We start from the raw sequence: 19,457 nt of genomic DNA, 5'->3' as shown, positions 1-19,457 counted from the left end.
GGCCCGCTCGCCGCCGCCCCGCATCCGACCGGCTCGCTCGCGGGCGATCCGCTGTCCAGCGGCGCCCTTTCCAGCGGCGCGCTCTCCGGCGGCCCCGCGTCCGGTGGCTCGGCGTCCAAGGGCCCTCGCTCCGGCGGCTCCCGTCCGGCCGGTCCCCTCGACGCTCCTCACAGCGCGACGGGCCCCTTCGAAGCCGGCCTCTCCTCGACCGGCTCGTACGAGACCCCCCGCGCGGCGGGCGTCTCCCGCGGCTCCGGGTCCTTCCCGGCCGCGGCGTCGTACGACCCCCTCGGCCCCGCCCCCGCGGGTCCCGGGGCGACCGGCGACTTCCCGGCCGGGGGCTCCTGGCCGGCGCAGCCCGCCTACCCCGCGACCGGCTCCTACGACATCCTCGACGAGCCGACCCCGGCCTCCGGCTCGTCTCAGGAGACGTGGACGGCGGCCGACTACCAGCTGCCCACCTACGACGGGTACTCCTCCCGCGAGGGCTACGCCGCCGCCCCGTCCGCTCCTCCCGCCTCACCGGCGCCTTCCTACGAGGTGCGCCCGGGCTGGGCCACGATCGACGACTCCGACTCGGTGAACGGGCCGACCCCCGCGACCGGCCTGCAGGCGGGGCCGTCCCGCGCGGTCCCGGCGTACGAGACGCCCACCGGGCGCGACCTGCCGCCCACGGGCGGCGACTCCCCGGCCGGGCCTGGTCAGGGGTACGGCGGCTACGCGGCGCCGGGCGCGGCGACGCCCGCCTGGCCTCAGCCGACGCAGAACACCGGGGGAAGCTGGCCCTCGTACGGCGAGCTCTACGGAAGCGGCGCGAACGGCGGCCTCGCGGCCGACCAGCCGACGCAGAACACCCAGTCATCGCAGACCACCCAGTCGTCGCAGGCGTCGCCCGGACGCGGCGGCCACCGCCGACCGGCCGAGACGGACTATCCCGACTACTACCGCTGATCGATCAGTGTTGTCCCGTCATATATAAAACGCGGCGGCCAAAGGCTTAACCGACCGGCCGTCGCGTCGTATGGTCGGCTCATGACTGGGGACACGCAAAGTAGCCGTTCCAGGACCGAGCGTATTACCTCGGTGCTCAGGCACGACCTTCCGGCCTCGCTGGTGGTCTTCCTGGTCGCCGTACCCCTCTCCCTCGGCATAGCGGTGACCAGCGGGGCGCCGCTCATCGCCGGCCTGATAGCCGCCGTGGTCGGCGGCCTGGTGGCCGGGCCGCTCGGCGGGTCGGCCGTCCAGGTCAGCGGGCCCGCGGCCGGGCTCGCGCTCGTCGTGGGCGAGCTCGTGCGGACGTACGGCTGGCGGGCCACCTGCATGATCACTCTGGCCGCCGGGGTGCTGCAGCTCGTGCTGGGCGCGTTCAAGGTGGCCAGGACGGCGCTCGCCGTCTCTCCGGCGGTGGTCCACGGCATGCTCGCGGGCGTCGGCGTGGTCATCGCCCTGTCGCAGCTCCACGTGGTGCTCGGCGGGCAGCCGCAGAGGTCGGCCGTGGAGAACCTCATCGAGCTGCCGAACCAGATCGTGCACAACCACAACCACGCCGTGGCGGTCGGCGTGCTCACCATCACGGTGCTGCTGCTGTGGCCCCGCCTGCCCCGGGTCAACGTGTTGCCGGCTCCGCTCGCGGCGCTGACCATCGCCGCGGCGACGGCCGGGGTGTTCGGCTGGGACATCGCGCGGGCCGACCTGTCCAAGGGCTTCAGCGAGTGGGCGGCGCCGGCCATGCCGGTCGGCGACTGGCACGGCATCGCCGGGGCCGTGCTGCTGGTCGCGCTGCTTGCCGGCGTCGAGTCCCTGCTGTGCTCGGTGGCGGCCGACCGGCTGCACGACGGCCCGCGCGCCGACCTCGACCGCGAGCTGACGGGGCAGGGCATGGCCAACCTGGTGTCCGGGGCCCTCGGCGGCCTGCCGGTCGCCGGGGTGGTCGTCCGTACGACGACCAACGTCAAGGCCGGGGCGCGCAGCCGGTGGTCGACCATCCTGCACGGCGTGTGGGTGCTGCTGTTCGCCGTCTGCTTCGGCTGGATGGTCACGCTGATCCCGATGGAGGCCCTCGCGGCCCTCCTCGTCTTCATCGGCATCCGCATGGTGAACCTCGGCACGGTGCGCGGCCTGCACGGGCAGGGCGAGCTGCCGGTCTACATCCTGACCATGGGCGCCGTCGTCGTCATCGGCCTCGCCGAGGGGGTGCTGATCGGCCTCGGCCTCGCCGCGCTGTCGGCGCTGCGCCGCCTGACCAGGGTGTCGGTCCAGGTGCGCCTGGAGCCGGACGACCGCTGGCACGTCGTGGTGACCGGCTCGCTCACCTTCGTGGGCGTGCCACGCCTCACCGACAACCTCCGGGCGATCCCGGCGGGCGCCGCGGTCGACCTCGACCTCAACGTGGACTTCATGGACAACGCCGCCTTCGAGGCGTTGCACGGCTGGCGCCTGGAGCACGAGCGCACGGGCGGCACCATCACCATCGACGAGATCCACGACGAGTGGTACACCTCGGCGGCGGGCGGCACCCGCGCCTCCACGGCCAAGACGCCGCCCCGTGCCCCCGAGCGCTGGTGGCTCCCCCGGGCCTACCGGCGCGGCGGGCCGCTGTCCAGCATCCCGGTACGCCACGGCGGCGTGTGGGTGCCCTCGCGGGCAGGGCGGGACGAGCCCGCCAGGCGCTCGGACGCCGTGCCCGACCTGCTCGCCGGCGCCCTGGACTTCCAGCGGAGCACGGCGCCTCTGGTGCGGCCGTTCCTCAACCGCATGGCACGCAGTCAGGAGCCCTCGCACCTGTTCATCACCTGTGCGGACTCCCGCGTGGTGCCCAACCTGATCACCGCGAGCGGCCCCGGCGACCTGTTCACGGTGCGCAACGTCGGCAACCTCGTGCCGAGGTACGGCGCCTCTCCCTCGGACGACTCCCTCGTCGCGGCCCTCGAGTACGCCACCACCGCGCTGGATGTCCGGACCATCACGGTCTGCGGGCACTCGCGATGCGGGGCGATGGCGGCCGTGCTCAGCGCCGGGGAGCAGACCGGTGGCCTGCCGGGGCTGGGACGCTGGCTGCGCCATGGCGACCACACGCTCGCGCGTTACGTCCTGTCCGACAGCACCGGCGAGGACGAGGGGCCGCTCGACAGGCTGTGCAGGGTCAATGTGGCTCAGCAGCTCGACAACCTCCGCACGTACCCCTCGGTGGCCCGGTTGGAGGCGTCGGGGCAGCTGCAGCTGGTCGGCCTCTACTTCGACATCGGGGCGGCGCGCGTACACGTGCTCGACAGTGAAGGCTTCACCCCGGTGGCCGGAGTCCGCTCTTGACGCGCTCCCCGGCATGAATGCCGGAGATTCTCGCCCGTGCCGCATGGGTTCATGCGGCACCTCGGTGGCTTCCTGCTTCGTCGGCTGGTGCCACCGTGAACGGTGGTCTTACCCGGCCTCCACCGGGACGGCTTGCGCCGTCCCGCCCACGGATGTGGGAGGCGTTTAGCCTCTCCGCCCGTCCGGCGGCGAGGATGTTCACAGCGGCGTTGACGTCCCGGTCATGCACCGCACCACAGGCACAGGACCATTCCCGCACCCCGAGCGGCATCGAGGTGGCGATCACCCCGCACGCCGAACACAGTTTCGAGGAGGGGAACCAGCGGTCGATCCGCACGAACACCCGACCGTACAGCTTCGCCTTGTACTCCAGCATGGCCACGAACGCCGACCACCCGGCATCATGCACGCTCATGGCCAGCCTGGTCCGCGCCAGCCCCCGCACCGCCAAGTCCTCCACATAGATCGCTTGGTTAGCGCGGCGACGCGCTTAAAGCAAGACTATTCGCGTTAAGATGTCGGCCATGGCAGCACAGGAACCCGTACGCCGGCCCGGGGGGCGTAACGCCCGCGTCCGCACGGCCGTATGCGAGGCCGTTTTCGACCTGCTCCACGAGGCGGACTGGGACGATCTGAGCATCGCGCAGGTGGCGGAGCGATCCGGAGTCCACCAGGCCACGATCTACCGGCGCTGGGGCACGTTGGGCGCGTTGGTCGATGACGTGGTGACCGAGCAGCTCACGCGCTCGTCCCCGGTTCCCGACACCGGGACGCTCCGTGGGGACCTGGAGGCCTACGCGGTCCAGGTGGCCGAGGACGTGGCCGGCCCCCTCGGTCGCGTCTTCCTCCGTGCCGCCCTGGTGGGCGCGCGCCCGGAGGGAGAGCCTTCCAAGCATGTCTACCTTCTGGAGCGAGGCACGCAGCTCCAGAAGATGCTCGACCGCGCCAGGGATCGCGGGGAGAACCCCCCCACGTTGCTTGAGCTGCTGGAGGTCATCCTCGCACCGCTGTACTTCCACGCGATGTTCTTCGAACGGCCGACCAACGCGCACCACGCCCGGACACTGGTGGACAGGCTGCTCGCCCTCAGCGAGAAGAAATGAACGCCGTAGGCGGCCGCGATCTCGCCGAGTCGGCGATTGCCCTTGCCGGTGGATCCGCCTGACCGCGAACGACACCGGCTGAACCATCTGACGGAAACGTACGTTTGTGGGGCATGAGATTGCGAATGACCCTGCTCGTGGCACTGTTGTCCCTGACTGCGGCCTGCGGAGGAGCGGAATCGGATATGTCGGCGAGCTTGGCAGACGACGGGCCGGCGAAGCCGGTCGCATTGTGGGGTGCCGAAGGCGGGTTCGTGACCGCGGCCATGAACGTGCTGCGTCCGCCGAGGGTGGTGCTGTACAGCGACGGCCTGGTGATCGTTGACGCGAGCAAGCAGCTGAAGCTCACCGATGCCGAGACGGGCGAGACGGTCGCGTCGATGGAGACGTACCTGACCGGGCAACCGCCGACCGCGGAGCCAAAGCCGGGCGCGCCGATGGTGGCGGACGTGCCGACCACCGTCCTCGGGGTACGGGGGAAGGACGGAAGAATGCTGGAGGTCCGGGCCCCGGCTCTGGACCAGGTCGCGGACTTCTACCCGAAGGAGCTCTCGGAGGCGAAGAAGCTGATGGACGGCTTGGCGACCCGGGCCGCCGCCGCGGGTACCGACTACGTCGCCACCCGCGTCCGCATGGTCGCCGAAGGGGCGGCCTCGGCGGAGGGCAAGCCGGCGCCGTGGCCCGCAGGGGTCCCGGAGCCTTCGGGCACGGTGGACCCGGTTTGGCAGCAGGACATCGAGGGGGCGGCGGTGAGTGCGATCGTCAAGGCGGTGCCTGCCGGGCAGGAGCACGGCCGGTCACTCTTCAAGACCAGTTCGGGAGCACTCTTCGTGCTCTCCTGGCGCTACCTGTTGCCTGACGAATAGCAAGGGCTGATGACGGGGGCTCCCGGTCACCCCATCAAGTCGTCGTCCGCCAGACGCGCAAACCAGGACGATCAGCAGGTCGAAATGGTCGGCATGAAGCCTGGCCTTCTCCCGCTCGAACTCCCGCCGCGCGGCCTCTTCCTCGCGCTGAGGCGCGCGGCCTCTTCCTCGCGCTGAAGCGCGCGGCCTCCTCCTCGCGCCGAGGCGCGTGGCGCGTTCAGGTCAGCAGGGCGCGGGCGTAGTAGTCCTGGGCATTGGTCACACCCGGCAGGGCGAAGAAGTAGCCGCCGCCGGTCGGGGTGACGTACGGGACGAGCATTTCCCTTTCCAGCCGCTGCTGCATGTCGATATAGGTGCTGAGCTTGCGCTGGAAGCAGCAGAAGGCGTGCCCCGCGTCCATGCTCCCGTTGACGTCTGGGGCGCGCATGTACTGGTAGCTGCGGCGCCAGATGTGGACAGGAGGCACCTTCTCCGGCACGTACGGGTTGGGCGCGCTGAAACGGGAGTCGACCGTCTGCGGGTTGGCGAGGCGGACGTGGCAGTTGAACGGCATGACCTCGCCCTTGGGGTCGTAGACCACAGGGGAGTCGAGGTCGGCGCCGCCGTTCAGCGGAATGCCGGTGACCTTGTGCCGACCGATGATCTTTTCCTGCCGGGCGACCGGTACCCGATTCCATTCGTCCAGATGGAACCGCACGATGCGGATCACCTGGTAGGTGCCGCCGGTGGTCCAGGCCGGTTCGGGGGAGGGCTGATGCGCCCAGACGAACGTGTCGATCCGGCCCTTGACGTCGGTCAGGAAGTGGTTGGCGACGTCGTCGTGGAATCCGAGCAGGTCACGGGGAGTTCCGCTCGGGCGTTGCGGGCTGCGGAACCCGTCGACGCGCCAGCGCTGCCGCATCAGCCCACTGGTGCGAGTGTGAATGTCGATCAACGCGTTCACCAACGCGTCGGCGTGGTTGGCGCACAACTGCAACAGGAGGTCTCCGTGGCATTCGGCGGGATCCAGGTCATCGTGGGCGAACGCGGTCATGGGGACCAACTCGATGGGTTTGCGGCCGGCCAACCCGAAGCGGCCGTCGAACAGAGAGGCTCCGACACCGACGGTCATGGTCAGCCCGTCCGGCACCAGGGTGCTGCCCAGGAGCCCGGAGCCCGATGAATGAGGGTCGGGGTGCGCGGGGCCGCCACTGGTGAGGAAACGGGCCCGCTCGGTGAGGGTACGGAACAGACGGGTGAGCTCACCGCGGTTCTCGGCGGTCACGTCGTAGGCGGCGAAGATCCCCTGCTGTTGCGGCACGAGCGGCGGCTCGGTGATGCCGGACTGGTGTTCGCCGTGAAAGGGCACGACATCACCGGCGATCGGGGAGCTCTCTTCGGCCGTCTTCCCGAGCGACTGGCCGACCAGTCCAGCGGCCAGCGCCCCCTCAAGGAACGAGCGGCGAGAGAACGGAGCGCACATACCCTCACGGTAGGTAACCGGATGATGCACATACAAGGAGGTATCTGGTGTTTTTGCAGGTCATTGGCCACCGCTGGATACGATCCGCCGGCAGTGACGATTCACCTCACCGCGACGCGCGTCCGCCAGGCCTGAGGCACGACGATCCGGTCAGCGAGGATCTCCTCCGGTCTCGGGAGCCGCCCAGTCGTTGACAGGACTTCAGCCACACCATCAGCGACAGCAGGGCCTACCCGTATCGTGAGCCGGTATCGAGGTCCGTTCGTGTGGAGGGAGGGCTCGCCGTGGCGACAGGGGCCGGGCCTGGGCGGCCGGTGCTCGAACGTCACCTCGGCTTGACCGACGCCGTGGTCATCGGCCTGGGATCGATGATCGGTGCCGGGGTGTTCTCCGCGCCGGCCCCGGCCGCGGCCGCCGCCGGCTCCGGAATGCTGATCGGACTGGCGGTCGCGGCGGTGGTGGCGTACTGCAACGCCACCTCCTCGGCGCGGCTGGCGGCGCGCTACCCCGCCTCCGGCGGCACCTACGTGTACGGGCGTGAGCGCCTCGGGCCGCTGTGGGGGTATCTGGCCGGGTGGAGCTTCGTGGTCGGGAAGATCGCCTCGTGCGCGGCGATGGCGCTCACCGTGGGCGCGTACGTGTGGCCGGGGCACCATCGAGAGATCGCCGTGGCCGCGGTGGTGGCCTTGACGGCGCTGAACTACACCGGAGTGCACAAGGCCGCGTGGCTGACCCGCGCGATCGTCGCGGCGGTCCTGGTCGTGCTGGCCACCGTGGTGGTGGCCCTCCTGACCAGCGGCCACGCCCAGCCGGCCCGCCTCACCATCCCCTCCGAAGCCGGCGTGCCAGGCGTGCTGCAAGCGGCGGGCCTGCTGTTCTTCGCCTTCGCCGGCTACGCCCGCATCGCGACCCTCGGCGAGGAAGTGCGCGATCCCGCCCGCACCATCCGCCGCGCCATCCCCATCGCGCTCGGCGTCACCCTGCTGGTCTACGCGGCCGTGGCGGTCACCGTCCTGGCAGTCCTGGGCCCTCAGCGGCTGGCCCACACGACCGCCCCGCTGGCCGAGGCGGTCACCGCGGCGGGGCTGCCCGCCCTGGCCCCCGCCGTCCGCGCCGGCGCCGCGATCGCCGCCCTCGGGTCGCTGCTCGCGTTGATCCTCGGAGTGTCCCGCACGACGTTGGCCATGGCCAGGGACCGCTACCTGCCGCCCGCCTTGGCCGCGGTGCACCCGCGCTTCAAGGTGCCGCACCGGGCGGAGCTCGCCGTCGGCTCCGTCGTCACCGTCCTGGTGCTGACCAGCGACCTGCGCGGCGCGATCGGGTTCTCCTCCTTCGGCGTCCTGGTGTACTACGCCATCGCCAATGCCTGCGCCTGGACCTTGCCGCCCGGCGAAGGACGCCCGCCCCGGGGCGTCCCCCTGCTAGGACTGCTCGGCTGCGCCGCGCTGGCGTTCAGCCTCCCGTCCGTCTCGGTGCTGGCGGGCAGCGCGGTCCTGGTGGCCGGCGTCATCCTGTACGGCGCACGCCGACTGCTGAGCCGGCGCTGAACCCCCAAGCAGAAGGGGTCGCGAATCTGGGTTCTTCGAAGGATCATGGCGGTATGGCGTGGATCAAGGATGTCGTGGTCGACTGCCGGCACCCCGCATCGGCCGCGCGGTTCTGGGCGGCCGTCCTGGACGGATACGAGGTGGCTCCGTACGACGAGGCCGAGCTGGAACGGCTACGGGGCGAAGGGATCGATGACCCGGAAGACGACCCGACGGTGCTGGTCGAGGCTCAGCCGGGCGTCAGGCCGCGGTTCTTCTTCCAGTTGGTCCCAGAACCCAAGACGGTCAAGAACCGGATCCATCTCGACCTGGCGTGCGACGATCTCGACGCGGAGCTGAGGCGACTGGTCGCACTGGGCGCGCGAGTGGTGACCACCGAGGAACACTGGGTCGTCCTGACCGACCCCGAGGGCAACGAGTTCTGCCTCCACGGCCCGTAGTGCCCCGGGGCGCGTGGTGTCGTTTACCACATTGATATGGACTGGTGGCGGCATTATCCGCGGCACCCGCGGCGCGGCTGGATTTCCCGCCATTCTTTCCATGGTGTCCTCCGCGTGGAGAACGGTGTGTGAGGTGTTCCGTTCAGCCGGCAGGGATTTCGCAAGGTGGGTTCATCGAACGTCGCATCCGGTTCGTCCACTCGGAAGCACTCATACGGGTGAATCGGCATGATCGGTGTTCTTCGGATCGTGGGCACCTTTGTCGTGTCGTCGAAATGGATGTGAGGCCGTGATGAGATCCGGCGTTGCGTGCGAGTGACGTATGGGCATGGAGTTCCACGAAGGCAGGGCGCCAGGCTGCCCCGTGAGGGCTTCGGGGTGCGTGGCGATCTGGCATATCGGGATATCTGTCGGCAGGGCGGCTGCATGCCGGGTTCTCGGTTGGTCGATAGATTTATCCGAATTTATAGTGACCCGTCGAGCCCGATGAGTTATCGGAGCGGTTGATCGCTACTTGTAACAGGAAAGTCGCCGAAGGCATTTGATGACGGATTCTTCCGCCCAAATGGTCTGCCGGAATGGTGCCGGGTTCCAAGGTCTGTGGATTCTTTTATTTATTGTGACGCCTGTTTTCTCTATCGCTACTTCAGTGCTGCTTCGCGGGTTCGCTGAATGGGTATTCCCCTGGTCGCAGTGCCGCCATGGCGGCATGAAGAAGGTCCGATTCATCGGAATTCAAGCGATATGGGGGAACCGAGTGATTCCTCGGGAAAAAGGCTCTTTCATAGATAGGCCCGCGTGGACTCTGGCGGTCGCGACGGCGATCACCGGCGGCTTCGTCGCACTGTCGTGCCCGGCGATGGCCCAGGCCGGAACGGAAGCGGGGAACGCCCCCGGGCAGCAGGTGTCGTACGACACCGGCCACGTCGGCGCCGGCCAGGCGAAGCCGATCGGTGATGACGACGACGAGGACGGCAAGGGCAAGTGCTCGAAGAAGTGCCATCCCGGCCCTCCTGGTCCTCCCGGACCCAGGGGCCGCGGCGATGGCATCGACTCGGCGCTGGCCACCCCGACCGGTGCGCTCGCCCCCGTCAAGTACGTCGCCCTCGCCCAGGGCAACGGCCCGGCCTTCGTCCGGGACCCCACGTCGATCGCGCCGAACCCGTTCTGGCACGACCTCTCGACGCTGGCGGGCTACCCCGGCAACGCGTCGGATGTCAGCCTGACGGCGGTGCCGGCCACCAACACCCTGCAGATCACGGTGCGGACCCAGGCCGGTCGGGTCGCCCAGACGACCTGCCTCGTCACCGTGAACGCGACCTGGCCCGGCGTCTGCGGCGGCTTCGTCGACATCACGCCACCGCTCTAGGCCTGACCAGGGCTTTCGGAGTGACAGCGCGTGCCGTGCCCGGGGTGTCCCGGGTACGGCGCCGTCAGTCACCACGACACCTTCCGCCCGACCGTCTCAGGGCCTAAGGGGAATTCAAGTGATATGGGGGAACCGAGTGACTCCTCGGGAAAATGGTCCGTCCACAGGTAGGACCGTGTGGACCCTGGTGGTCGCGACCGCGGCCGCCGGCGGGTTCGTCGCGCTGTCGAGCCCGGCAACGGCCGGCGTCAGCGTGGAAGGGAAGAGCGTCTCCGGGCACCGGGCGGTGGCCGGCGCCGTCCATGCCGCGACCGGCCTCTGGTGGAGGACCGCCGCGAGGTGCGACCACGACGACCGGACTCGTGACAAGGACAACGGCTGCCCCGAGGGTCCTCCCGGGCCCCGGGGCCGGGTCGACGGTGTGGACTCGGCGCTGGCCACGCCGACGGGCGTGACGACCGGGCCCGTGAAGTACGTCGCCGAGACCCGGTTCAACGGGGCGACCCTGGTCCGGGACCCCACGTCGGTCGCGCCGAACCCCGTCTGGCACGACCTGTCCTCGCTGGCGGGCTACCCCGGCAACGTCACGGGTGTGACGCTGACGGCCGCCCCGGTGCTGACGGCGGCGTTGAGCGCGGCGAAACTGCCCAGCAAGGTCCCGGGCACCGCCGTCACGGGCATCACTCTGGTGGTGGCCCCGGCCACCAACAAGTTGCTCGTCACAGTGCGGGCGAAGACCGGCCAGGTGGCCGAGACGTCGTGCGGCCTCACCCCGAACGTCCTGTGGCCGGCCAACTGCACGGCCTTCGTCGACGTCACCCCGCCACTGTGAACCTGGCCGGGCCTCCGGCGTGACCGCGCGGGTGCCGTATCCGGGACGCCTCCGGGTACGGCACCGCCGTACCCGGAGCGGAGCCCGTCTCAGGCGTTGACGACCACGCCGGAGGGGACCAGCAGGAAGACCTTGGGCGCGATGCGTTCCATGTCGCCGCGGCGCCCGAAGACCAGGCCCACCGCGAAGTCGAGGAGCGGCTTGGCGTCCGCGTCCGACATGCCGGTGAGGTCCAGGACCACGGGCTGCCCCTTGCGGAAGAAGTGCCCCACGTAGGCGACCTCGTTGTAGTCCTGCGGGCGCAGCGTCTTCAACATGGTCATGTCAGGTGGAGGGCCCGCAGTGGTCCTCCTGGACTCGCGCTCGTCGGGACCCGCGGTCCCTTGGGGGTCTGCCACGGAGCAGACGCTAACACCCGTAGATCGCCCGTAGCGCACGTACGGTCCAAAACCCCTCGAAGAGGGCCAGATGACTACGCGTCCGGGGGTTCCTCCGCACTAGTCAGCGACCACGGGCGTCCCACTCGCTGAGGATGCGGGCCTCCTTGTCGGGGGCCAGGCCGTGCCGCGGCCAGCTGCGGTAGCGGCGCTCCAACTCGGCCTGGTCGCGGTCCTTCAGCCAGTGCCACGTGTCACGAACGGTCTCGTGGACCGGGCGGCACCGCAGCCCCGCCGCCTCGGCCTTCGCGGTCGAGACATCCCAGGCGCCCACCTCACCGGGGGCCTTTGGCATCCAGAGCGGAAGCTCGGTCCACGGCTCGACCTCGTGGTCGAGCAGGAACCGGTCGTCGATCCAGACCAGCTCGGGGCTCACGCCTGTGACCTCGGCGCAGTCGGCCAGCCACCGGCCGAACGTGGTGTTGCCGGCGGGCCCGGTCGTCATGAAACGGTCGTTGACCCCCTTGGCCGCCTGATCGAGGGTGAAGATCGCGATGTCACGGGCGTCGATGAGCTGCATGGGGAGGCCGGGGTCACCTGGGGCCACGACCCGGCCGCCGCGGGAGACGCGCCGCAGCCACGCGGGCAGGCGGCCGATGTTCTCCCAGGGGCCGAGGATGAGCCCCGGCTGAATGATCAGGGCGTTCCCGTCGAAGTAGTGCTCCACGGCGCGCTCGCAGCCGGCCTTCAGGACCCCGTAGTCGCCGTCATCAGGGCCGGCGTCGGGCGAGCACTCCCACCGGGGAGCGGACTCGTCGACGCGCTTGGCCGGCCAGCCGGAGACGGCGGAGATGGACGAGATGAACGCGTAGGTCGCGGCGTGCCCCGACAGGACGCGAGCGGAGTCGGCGACGACCCGGGGGGTGAAGCCGCACACGTCGATGACGGCGTCCCACTCGCCGCCCTCGGCGAGCGCTTCGAGGTCCGCGGTGACCTCCCGGTCGCCGCGGACGGCCGTCACCCCGGGCAGATCCTCTCCGGACCTGCCCCTGTTGAAGGTCGTGACGTCGTGCCCCTGCCGCAGGGCCTCTTCCACGATGGCCCTGCCGAGGAACACCGACCCGCCGATCACCAGAACTCTCATGCGACCACTCTGGACCCGCGGCCACCCCCCCAAGGGCGCTTTCACGGTCAGCGAACCCGCTACCGGATTGTCGGCCAGTGCTCCGGCGTTCACGCCGGGGGTGAAGGCCGACACGGGAGTGCCCGCTAGGGCGCGAGCGTGCCCTGGCTTTCAGGGCGTTGCTGCTCGATCCCGCTAGGCGTGAGGGATAAGGACCACGGATCGGGGGTGTGGTTTCGCTTGTTGCCGGGGTGCTCGCCGGGGTATGCGGATGGCGCTGATCTGGTGTCCAGGTTTCTCGGCTGTTCTCGCACACTCATGCGAATAATCGTGGATGGGCTGGCACACTTTCCCCTATGCGGCTTCGTTACTCCTTTCGCATCGATCCGACGCCGGGTCAGCGTGTCGCGCTGGCGCGGGCGTTCGGGTGCGCGCGGGTGGTGTTCAACGACGCGTTGGCGATCCGCACCCAGGCTTACGAGCAGGGGTCGCCGTTCGTGACCGATGCCGAGCTTTCGGTGCGGGTGATCACGGCGGGCAAGACGCGTGCTGACCGGGCGTGGTTGGGTGAGGTGTCGGTGGTGGTGCTGCAGCAGGCGCTGGCCGACTGCACGACGGCGTTTCGCAACTTCTTCGCCTCGATCAGCGGCAAGCGGAAGGGGCCCAGGGTGGGCGCTCCCCGGTTCCGGTCCCGCAAAGACCATCGGCAGGCGATCCGGTTCACCCGCAACGCCCGCTTCTGCGTCACCGAGGCGGGGCGGTTGCGGCTGCCGAAGATCGGGGATGTGCCGGTGCGCTGGTCGCGGGACCTGCCCGCCGCCCCGTCCAGCGTGACCGTGATCAAGGACGCGGCGGGCCGGTATCACGCGTCGTTCGTGGTCGAGGTCACCGCACAGCCGCTCCCGGTAGTCGACGCCGAGGTCGGGATCGACCTGGGGCTGGGGCACTTCGCCGTTCTCTCAGACGGCCGGAAGATCAGCTCTCCCCGGTTCCTGCGGCGGGCCGGGAAGAAACTGAAGAAGCTGCAAAAGGCGCTGTCGCGTAAGGAGAAGGGGTCGAGTAACCGGGCCAAGGCCCGGTCGAAGGTCGCCCGGGCGCACGCGGGGGTCGCGGATGCGCGCCGCGAGTTCCATCACCAGCTGTCCACGGCGATAGTTCGCGATAACTTCCACTTGAAGCGAATAGCTTCGCATTAAGGGGACGGGCGTGGATGCGCTGATCTTTGAGAAGGACGTCACGTTCTGGTACGAGACGCTGCGCTTGCTCGGCCACATCGCCTACGGCGGCGCGGACATCGGTGAAGTGATCACCACCGCGCCGCGGATCGACGAGAGTGACTACGACAGCTGGCACAAGGAGTGGCGGGCGACGGCCGACCGCGCCGCCGGCATATGGGTCACCGGCGCCCGGTCATCGCGCGGGTACGCGGCCAAGATGCTCGGCTATCACCTTCGTGACGGCATCGCCGAGCGGATCAGGTGCCCCACCCTGGTCTGCTCGGCCCCCGGCGACTTCGACTTCCAAGGCCAGCCCGAGGCGCTCCACGATCACCTGACCTGCCCGAGAACCTTCCTCGAGTTCACCGCCGAGGAGGGTGCCGACGCCCATTGCCATTCAGGCGCCCAGCGACTGGCCATGGCCCGCATCAGTGACTGGCTCGACGAGACCTTCAGGAGTGAGAAATGAGCCGTTCAGGTAACAACCAGATCGTTTCGGTCGTGCTGTGGGACGTGGTGCCGGTGATCGGCACCTACTATGTGTGCCGCGCGCTGAGCGTGAGCGAGTACGCCGCCATGCTGACGGCGGCGAGCGTCGGATTCCTGCGGGTCGCCTACGTCGCCGTCCGGCAGCGTCGCTTCGATGGATTCGCCGCCTTCATGGGCGTCGTCTTCGGCGTGGGAATGATCCTCTCCTTGCTGACGGGAGACGCGAAGTTCCTCCTGGCCATCAAGTCCGTCACCACCGCGGTCGCGGGCCTGATCTTCCTGGGTTCCTGCGTCGCAGGCCGTCCCGCGGCCTTCGCCGTGGCGAAGCGCTTCGGCGCCGAAGACGCGGACACCGCGCGGCGCTGGGACGTCCTGTACGCGGCGGAGCCGATGTTCCGCCGGACCTACCTGGTGATGACCCTCGTCTGGGGAATCGCGCTTCTGGTCGAGTCGGCCGTCCGCCTCCCCCTGGTCTACTGGCTGCCGACCGATGTCATGGCCGGGCTGTCGTCGATCCTCCTGGTAGCGACCATCGGCCTGCTCGGAGCATGGAGCGCCTGGTACGGCAAGCGCGGCGAAGAGGCGGCGAAGAGGGCCTCCAGTTCGGAGGCCGGCTCCCGGGACGCGGTTCCCGCCAGGACACTGTCCGACGACTGAGCCGCGAACCCATCGCCGAGGTGTCCCGGTGGCTCGGGCACGAGTCCATCACCACGACCGTGGATCTCTACGGACATCTGGTCCCCGAGACGTCCGAGCGGGCTCGTACGGCCCTGGACCACGGACCACGCCTTCGCCGAGGCGGGCGAGCTCACGTGAATGTGCCCCCATTGTGCCCTCCGGCCGCGTCGATCTTGCCCGATCACGGCTTCACCGCAGGTCAGAGAAGAACAGGGCGGACGAGTCGGCCTGTAGGCCGGGTTTTGTCCTTTGCTTGCGCAAAGGGGCGACCATCCATCTAGGACCGCCGTTGCCGGCGGCCTCAAGCGGTCTACCCGCGCGACTCGGGCGGGTCACCCTCGAACGCCGCGCGCGGAGCCCTCCGGGGAGGACCCCTTCTTGACCTTGCTCCAGGTGGGGTTTACCGAGCCGCCCACGTCACCGTGGGCGCTGGTGGTCTCTTACACCACCGTTTCACCCTTACCTCCCCCGATCGGGGAGGCGGTCTGTTTTCTGTGGCACTGTCCCGCGGGTCACCCCGGGTCGGCGTTACCGACCACCTTGCCCTGTGGAGCCCGGACCTTCCTCGGCGGAGCTTCGAGAAGCCCCGACGCGGTCGCCCGGCCGACTCGTCCGCCGTTCATCCAGTTTAACGGATCACAACTCGCCTTTGATCCAGCGCTAAGCCCCATCACGTCTGATGGAAGGCGTACGGCGGTGGCCCGAGCCCCCGAGGTCGCCGCCGTACACCACGTGAGATCAGCGCCAGATCAGCGAAGGTGTGCGGTGTCGTTGAGCGAGGTGACCAGCGCCGGGCCGTCCGGGAAGTAGTCGACCGACGACAGGGACGCCACGTCGAGATGCATGCGGTAGAGCGCGGCCGGGGGCGCCAGCAGCGCGAAGCGCAGGAAGAGCTTGATCGGCGTCACGTGCGAGACGACCAGGACGGTCTTGCCGCCGTGTTCGAGCAGCAGCCTGTCTCTGGCCTCCTCGACCCGGATCGCCGCCTGCTCGAAGCTCTCGCCGCCGGGCGGGGCCACGGACGGGTCGGCGAGCCAGGCGGCCAGCTCGTCCGGCCAGTGGCGCTGGATCTCGGTGAACGTGTGGCCTTCCCATTCGCCGAAGTCGACCTCGCGCAGCCCCTCGTCGGCGGTGGTCTTGAGCCCGGTTCGGGAGGCGACGGCCTCACCCGTCTGCCGGGCGCGCCGGAGCGGGGAGGTGACGATCACGTCGACCTCGTACGTCTTGCGGGACAGCCGGGCGGCGGCGGCCTCGGCCTGGGCGACGCCCTTGGGGGTCAGCTCGGGGTCGCCGGTGCCGGAGAACCGGCGCTCGACGGAGAACGGCGTCTCGCCATGCCGGAGCAGCAGCAACGTGGTGGCGGTCCTGGCCGCTCCCATCCAGCCGCTCCCGCGCCGCGGCGCGGTGACGAGCGTCGCCTCGGCGGAGTGCTCCGGCTCGGAGTCGGAGGAGGCGAAGGGGGCGGAGGAGGCGAAGGGGGCGGCAGAGGCTGCGATGGAGGCGGCGGCGGAGGCGGCGGGGAGGATGGGGGCCGAGGGCTCCGCGGAGGCGGTGCTCTGCCATTTCGCGCCGCGGGCGGCGGCGTCCATGGCCTCGTTGGCGAGGCGGTCGGCGTCGCGGTTGCGCTCGCGCGGGATCCACTTCCAGCTCACGCGGAGGCGCCGCGCGAGGTCGGCCGCCTCCAGCGCGAGCGGGCGCAGCCCCTCGTTCTTGATCTTCCACCGGCCGGCCATCTGCTCGATGACCAGCTTGGAGTCCATGCGGACCTCGACCGTGGCGCCCTCGCCGGCGAGGGCGAGCACCGACCGCAGGCCGGCGATCAGGCCCTGGTACTCGGCGACGTTGTTGGTCGCGACCCCGAGCGAGTCGGCCGCCTCGGCCAGCACCTGCCCGCCGGGGTCCTTGACGACGGCGCCGTATCCGGCGGGGCCTGGATTGCCCCGGGAGCCGCCGTCGGCCTCGATGACGAGGTTCACAGGCCCGACTCGGGAGTGCGGACGAGGATCCTGCGGCACTCCTCGCAGCGGACCACCTCGTCCACGGCGGCCGCACGGATGCGGTTGAGGTCGGCGATCGACAGGGAGACCTTGCAGCCGTGGCACCGCCCGCCCTGCAGCATGGCCGCGCCGACGCTGTACTGCCCGCGCAGCTTCTCGTACAGGGCGAGCAGGTCGGCGGGGATGTCGGCGGTGATGCCTCCGCGCTTGCCCTTGGCCTCCCCGCTCTCCTTGTCGAGGGCGGCGAGCGCGACGTCGCGCTTCTCCTCCAGCGTGGAGAGGCCGGAGCCGATCTCGGCGCGCTCGGCCGACAGCCGGGCGACCGTGGCGTCCGCCGCCTCTCGGCGCTCCATGATCTCCAGCACCACGTCCTCCAGGTCGCCCTGGCGGCGGTGGAGCGAGGCGATCTCGGACTGGAGGTTGGACAGGTCCTTGGGTGAGGAGACCTGACCGGAGTCGAGGCGCTTCTGGTCGCGCTCGGCGCGCACCCGCACCGCGTCGACATCGGACTCGGCCTTGGCCTGCTCCCTCGCGAGGTCGCTGGTCTCGGTCTCCGCCGCGATCACCTCGGTCGCGAGGCGGGCCAGCTTGGCCGAACGCTCGTCGATCTCGGCGAGCTCGGGCAGCGTGCGGCGGCGATGCGCCAGCCGGTCGAGGATGGCGTCAAGCTCGGCCAGTTCGAGCAGACGCTTCTGTGCTTCCGGGGCTGCTTTCACTTAATTCCTCGCACTGTGCTGTTGTCGTCCAGGCGTCCGTGACCGTCTCGGAGACGCGCGTCTCAACATTAATCCCCCTGGCGGCCAACCCTGACGCGAGAAGCTCCGCGGCCTGAGGCAGCCAGGGCCATTCGGTGGCCCAGTGGGCCGCGTCGATCAGGGCCGGACCGCCCGAGAAGGCCCCCGACTGCATGAACTCGCTGGCCGGGTGGTGCCTGAGGTCGGCGGTCAGGAAGACGTCGGCCGCGCGGGCCATGCCGAGGAGGGAATCTCCCGCACCGCCGCTGACGGCGACCGTGCGCACCATGCGGGACGGGTCGCCGGCGACCCGCAGGCCCCACGCGGTGCGCGGGAGCCCCCGGGCGGCCCGGGAGGCGAATTCCCGCAGCGTGAGGGGCTCATCCAGTTCGCCGACGCGGCCGAGGCCACGGTCCGGGTCGTCCGGTGAGGGCCGCAGGGGGCGCAGCGGTCCGGAGAGCCCGACGGCCCTGGCCAGAGCGTCGGAGACGCCGGGGCTGGCCACGTCGGCATTGGTGTGCGCGGTGTAGAGGGCGATGTCGTGCTTGATCAACCGGTGGACCAGCGCGCCCTTGGCCGTGTCGGCGGCCACGGTGGTCGTGCCGCGCAGGTAGAGGGGATGGTGGGTGACGATCAGGTCGGCTCCCCAGGCCACCGCCTCGTCGGCGACGCTCGCCACAGGATCGACCGCAAACAGGATCTTGCCTACGAGTTGCGCCGGATCTCCGCAAACCAGGCCCACGGCGTCCCAGGTCTCCGCCCAAGCGGGGTCATACGCCGATTCAAGTTCCGCGATGATCGCGGACAACGCCGTTGGGGACACGTGCGCAGACTACCGCCACGATCTACCGTAAGTACGTCCTGACACCCGGAGGGCTGGCGAATGGCACCAACGGTAGCGATCATTGGGGCGGGCTTCGGCGGACTGTGCATGGGGATCCAGCTCCAGAGGGCCGGGATCACCACTTACACGATCTTCGAGAAGGCCGGCCGCGTCGGCGGCACCTGGCGGGACAACACCTACCCGGGGGCCGCCTGCGACGTGCCCTCCCACCTGTACTCCTACTCGTTCGAGCAGCGTCACGACTGGACGCGGCGCTTCCCGAGGCAGCACGAGATCCTCGCCTACCTCGAACGCTGCGCCGACAAGTACGGCCTGCGCCCGCGTCTGCGGCTGAACACCGAGGTGACGGCCGCCGCGTTCGACGAGTCGGTGAACCGGTGGCGGGTGACGACGGCCGACGGGCAGGAGGAGCTGTTTGACGTGGTCGTCTCCGGAGTGGGCCAGCTGAACCGGCCCAGCCTGCCCGACATTCCGGGAATGTCCTCCTATGAGGGTACGGGCTTCCACTCCGCCCGCTGGGACCACGACCACGATCTCACCGGCCGCCGCGTCGCCGTGATCGGCAACGGCTCCTCGGCCGCGCAGATCATCCCCCGCGTCGCCCGCGTCGCCGGCCACCTGGACGTCTACCAGCGCACGCCCAACTGGGTGATCCCCAAGGCGGACGGGACGTACGGGCCGCGCGAGAGGCTGGCGTTCCAGCGGGTGCCGCTCCTGCTCGCCGCCGACCGCGAGCGGATCTTCCGGTTCATCGAGGGCCTGGTGTTCCCCGTGCTCGTCGGAGGATGGAGCAGGCGGCTGATCGGCAAGCGCGCCAGGGACCACCTGAGGCGGCAGATCGAGGACCCGGCGCTGCGCGCCAAGCTCACCCCGGCCTATCCGATCGGCTGCAAGCGCATCGTGATCGACAGCGACTTCTACCCGGCGCTCACCCAGCCCAACGTCGACCTGGTCACCGAGCCGATCACCCGCATCGTGCCCGACGGCATCGAGACCGCCGGAGGCACCGTCCGCGAGGCCGACACGATCGTCTTCGCGACCGGCTTCCGGTCGACGGACTTCCTGGCCCC

The 19,457-nt window shown here is 70.0% G+C and carries 17 protein-coding genes, 1 other RNA gene and 2 pseudogenes; 12 read left to right on the top strand and 8 right to left on the bottom strand.

The features are described 5' to 3' along the window. Positions 1-951 (top strand): annotated as a pseudogene (locus AB0B89_RS25165) (hypothetical protein); the annotation flags it as partial. An 81-nt stretch (positions 952-1,032) separates the two neighbouring features. Next, positions 1,033-3,309: a bifunctional SulP family inorganic anion transporter/carbonic anhydrase gene (locus tag AB0B89_RS25160; RefSeq protein WP_358557479.1), complete on the top strand. Its 2,277-nt coding sequence runs from the start codon at positions 1,033-1,035 to the stop codon at positions 3,307-3,309. Between the two features lie 49 nt (positions 3,310-3,358). Here AB0B89_RS25160 and AB0B89_RS25155 read toward each other — a convergent pair. Beyond that, positions 3,359-3,790, bottom strand: a pseudogene (locus AB0B89_RS25155) (transposase); the annotation flags it as partial. Between the two features lie 43 nt (positions 3,791-3,833). Between AB0B89_RS25155 and AB0B89_RS25150 the strand changes: the two are divergent. Together AB0B89_RS25150 and AB0B89_RS25145 are read left to right on the top strand one after the other, a co-directional pair. Further along, on the top strand, positions 3,834-4,412 hold the full coding sequence (locus AB0B89_RS25150) for a TetR/AcrR family transcriptional regulator C-terminal ligand-binding domain-containing protein (RefSeq protein WP_358557476.1): 579 nt from the start codon (positions 3,834-3,836) through the stop codon (positions 4,410-4,412). Between the two features lie 125 nt (positions 4,413-4,537). Next, positions 4,538-5,278 carry a hypothetical protein gene (locus AB0B89_RS25145; RefSeq protein WP_358557474.1) on the top strand — a complete coding sequence of 247 codons (741 nt, stop codon included), beginning with the start codon at positions 4,538-4,540 and terminating at the stop codon, positions 5,276-5,278. 217 nt (positions 5,279-5,495) lie between these two features. On the opposite strand, the gene AB0B89_RS25140 is transcribed toward AB0B89_RS25145, so the two are convergent. Next, positions 5,496-6,740, bottom strand: coding sequence for a Dyp-type peroxidase (locus AB0B89_RS25140; protein ID WP_358557471.1), 1,245 nt, complete (start codon positions 6,738-6,740; stop codon positions 5,496-5,498). Between the two features lie 284 nt (positions 6,741-7,024). Here AB0B89_RS25140 and AB0B89_RS25135 point away from each other — a divergent pair, with 284 nt between their 5' ends. The 4 genes from AB0B89_RS25135 to AB0B89_RS25120 all read left to right on the top strand — a co-directional run bounded on the left by AB0B89_RS25135 (position 7,025) and on the right by AB0B89_RS25120 (position 10,928). Then, positions 7,025-8,287 (top strand): APC family permease, encoded by a 1,263-nt coding sequence (locus AB0B89_RS25135; protein ID WP_358557468.1) that lies wholly within the window; start codon positions 7,025-7,027, stop codon positions 8,285-8,287. A gap of 53 nt (positions 8,288-8,340) precedes the next feature. Then, the gene (locus AB0B89_RS25130) at positions 8,341-8,727 is read left to right on the top strand and encodes a VOC family protein (RefSeq protein ID WP_358557465.1); all 387 of its coding nucleotides are present in this window, start codon (positions 8,341-8,343) and stop codon (positions 8,725-8,727) included. 859 nt (positions 8,728-9,586) lie between these two features. Next, positions 9,587-10,096, top strand: a complete 510-nt coding sequence (locus AB0B89_RS25125) for a hypothetical protein (RefSeq protein ID WP_358557462.1) — start codon at positions 9,587-9,589, stop codon at positions 10,094-10,096. 175 nt (positions 10,097-10,271) lie between these two features. Then, positions 10,272-10,928 (top strand): hypothetical protein, encoded by a 657-nt coding sequence (locus tag AB0B89_RS25120; RefSeq protein ID WP_358557459.1) that lies wholly within the window; start codon positions 10,272-10,274, stop codon positions 10,926-10,928. Between the two features lie 89 nt (positions 10,929-11,017). Here AB0B89_RS25120 and AB0B89_RS25115 read toward each other — a convergent pair whose 3' ends face one another. Further along, positions 11,018-11,251 (bottom strand): cell division protein SepF, encoded by a 234-nt coding sequence (locus tag AB0B89_RS25115; RefSeq protein WP_358557458.1) that lies wholly within the window; start codon positions 11,249-11,251, stop codon positions 11,018-11,020. A 178-nt stretch (positions 11,252-11,429) separates the two neighbouring features. Next, the gene (locus tag AB0B89_RS25110; RefSeq protein ID WP_358557456.1) at positions 11,430-12,449 is read right to left on the bottom strand and encodes an NAD-dependent epimerase/dehydratase family protein; all 1,020 of its coding nucleotides are present in this window, start codon (positions 12,447-12,449) and stop codon (positions 11,430-11,432) included. A 335-nt stretch (positions 12,450-12,784) separates the two neighbouring features. Here AB0B89_RS25110 and AB0B89_RS25105 point away from each other — a divergent pair, with 335 nt between their 5' ends. The 3 genes from AB0B89_RS25105 to AB0B89_RS25095 are packed head-to-tail and all read left to right on the top strand — an operon-like array spanning position 12,785 to position 14,791. Continuing rightward, entirely contained in the window at positions 12,785-13,624 is an 840-nt protein-coding gene (locus AB0B89_RS25105; RefSeq protein ID WP_358557453.1) for a transposase, read from the top strand. Between the two features lie 10 nt (positions 13,625-13,634). Then, on the top strand, positions 13,635-14,114 hold the full coding sequence (locus AB0B89_RS25100; RefSeq protein ID WP_358557450.1) for a hypothetical protein: 480 nt from the start codon (positions 13,635-13,637) through the stop codon (positions 14,112-14,114). Continuing rightward, positions 14,111-14,791, top strand: a complete 681-nt coding sequence (locus tag AB0B89_RS25095; RefSeq protein ID WP_358557447.1) for a VC0807 family protein — start codon at positions 14,111-14,113, stop codon at positions 14,789-14,791. The genes AB0B89_RS25100 and AB0B89_RS25095 overlap by 4 nt, the downstream gene beginning before the upstream one ends. 236 nt (positions 14,792-15,027) lie before the next feature. Here AB0B89_RS25095 and rnpB read toward each other — a convergent pair. The 4 genes from rnpB to AB0B89_RS25075 form a co-directional block, all read right to left on the bottom strand. Beyond that, positions 15,028-15,423: RNase P RNA component class A (rnpB, locus tag AB0B89_RS25090), an RNA gene on the bottom strand. Between the two features lie 138 nt (positions 15,424-15,561). Continuing rightward, positions 15,562-16,788, bottom strand: a complete 1,227-nt coding sequence (locus tag AB0B89_RS25085; protein ID WP_358557444.1) for a bifunctional RNase H/acid phosphatase — start codon at positions 16,786-16,788, stop codon at positions 15,562-15,564. Beyond that, positions 16,785-17,525 (bottom strand): C4-type zinc ribbon domain-containing protein, encoded by a 741-nt coding sequence (locus tag AB0B89_RS25080; protein ID WP_358557441.1) that lies wholly within the window; start codon positions 17,523-17,525, stop codon positions 16,785-16,787. The genes AB0B89_RS25085 and AB0B89_RS25080 overlap by 4 nt, the downstream gene beginning before the upstream one ends. Continuing rightward, a complete protein-coding gene (locus AB0B89_RS25075; protein ID WP_358557438.1) occupies positions 17,473-18,366 on the bottom strand; it encodes a Nif3-like dinuclear metal center hexameric protein in 894 nt (297 codons plus the stop codon). The genes AB0B89_RS25080 and AB0B89_RS25075 overlap by 53 nt, the downstream gene beginning before the upstream one ends. A 60-nt stretch (positions 18,367-18,426) precedes the next feature. Here AB0B89_RS25075 and AB0B89_RS25070 point away from each other — a divergent pair. Continuing rightward, the coding region (locus tag AB0B89_RS25070) for an NAD(P)/FAD-dependent oxidoreductase (protein ID WP_358557435.1) at positions 18,427-19,457 on the top strand (1,031 nt) is incomplete at its 3' end.

The organism is Sphaerisporangium sp. NPDC049002, assembly GCF_040649355.1.
GTDB lineage: Bacteria > Actinomycetota > Actinomycetes > Streptosporangiales > Streptosporangiaceae > Sphaerisporangium.
Note: the sequence above shows the minus strand (reverse complement) of the source record. Positions and strands in the feature narration are given on the sequence as shown.

What these genes read in the sequence shown, in the direction of transcription:
- AB0B89_RS25160 (WP_358557479.1), top strand. Translation starts at nt 1,033, where the DNA reads ATGACTGGGGACACGCAAAGTAGCCGTTCCAGGACCGAGCGTATTACC.
- AB0B89_RS25150 (WP_358557476.1), top strand. Translation starts at nt 3,834, where the DNA reads ATGGCAGCACAGGAACCCGTACGCCGGCCCGGGGGGCGTAACGCCCGC.
- AB0B89_RS25145 (WP_358557474.1), top strand. Translation starts at nt 4,538, where the DNA reads ATGACCCTGCTCGTGGCACTGTTGTCCCTGACTGCGGCCTGCGGAGGA.
- AB0B89_RS25140 (WP_358557471.1), bottom strand. Translation starts at nt 6,740, where the DNA reads ATGTGCGCTCCGTTCTCTCGCCGCTCGTTCCTTGAGGGGGCGCTGGCC.
- AB0B89_RS25130 (WP_358557465.1), top strand. Translation starts at nt 8,341, where the DNA reads ATGGCGTGGATCAAGGATGTCGTGGTCGACTGCCGGCACCCCGCATCG.
- AB0B89_RS25125 (WP_358557462.1), top strand. Translation starts at nt 9,587, where the DNA reads ATGGCCCAGGCCGGAACGGAAGCGGGGAACGCCCCCGGGCAGCAGGTG.
- AB0B89_RS25115 (WP_358557458.1), bottom strand. Translation starts at nt 11,251, where the DNA reads ATGACCATGTTGAAGACGCTGCGCCCGCAGGACTACAACGAGGTCGCC.
- AB0B89_RS25110 (WP_358557456.1), bottom strand. Translation starts at nt 12,449, where the DNA reads ATGAGAGTTCTGGTGATCGGCGGGTCGGTGTTCCTCGGCAGGGCCATC.
- AB0B89_RS25105 (WP_358557453.1), top strand. Translation starts at nt 12,785, where the DNA reads ATGCGGCTTCGTTACTCCTTTCGCATCGATCCGACGCCGGGTCAGCGT.
- AB0B89_RS25095 (WP_358557447.1), top strand. Translation starts at nt 14,111, where the DNA reads ATGAGCCGTTCAGGTAACAACCAGATCGTTTCGGTCGTGCTGTGGGAC.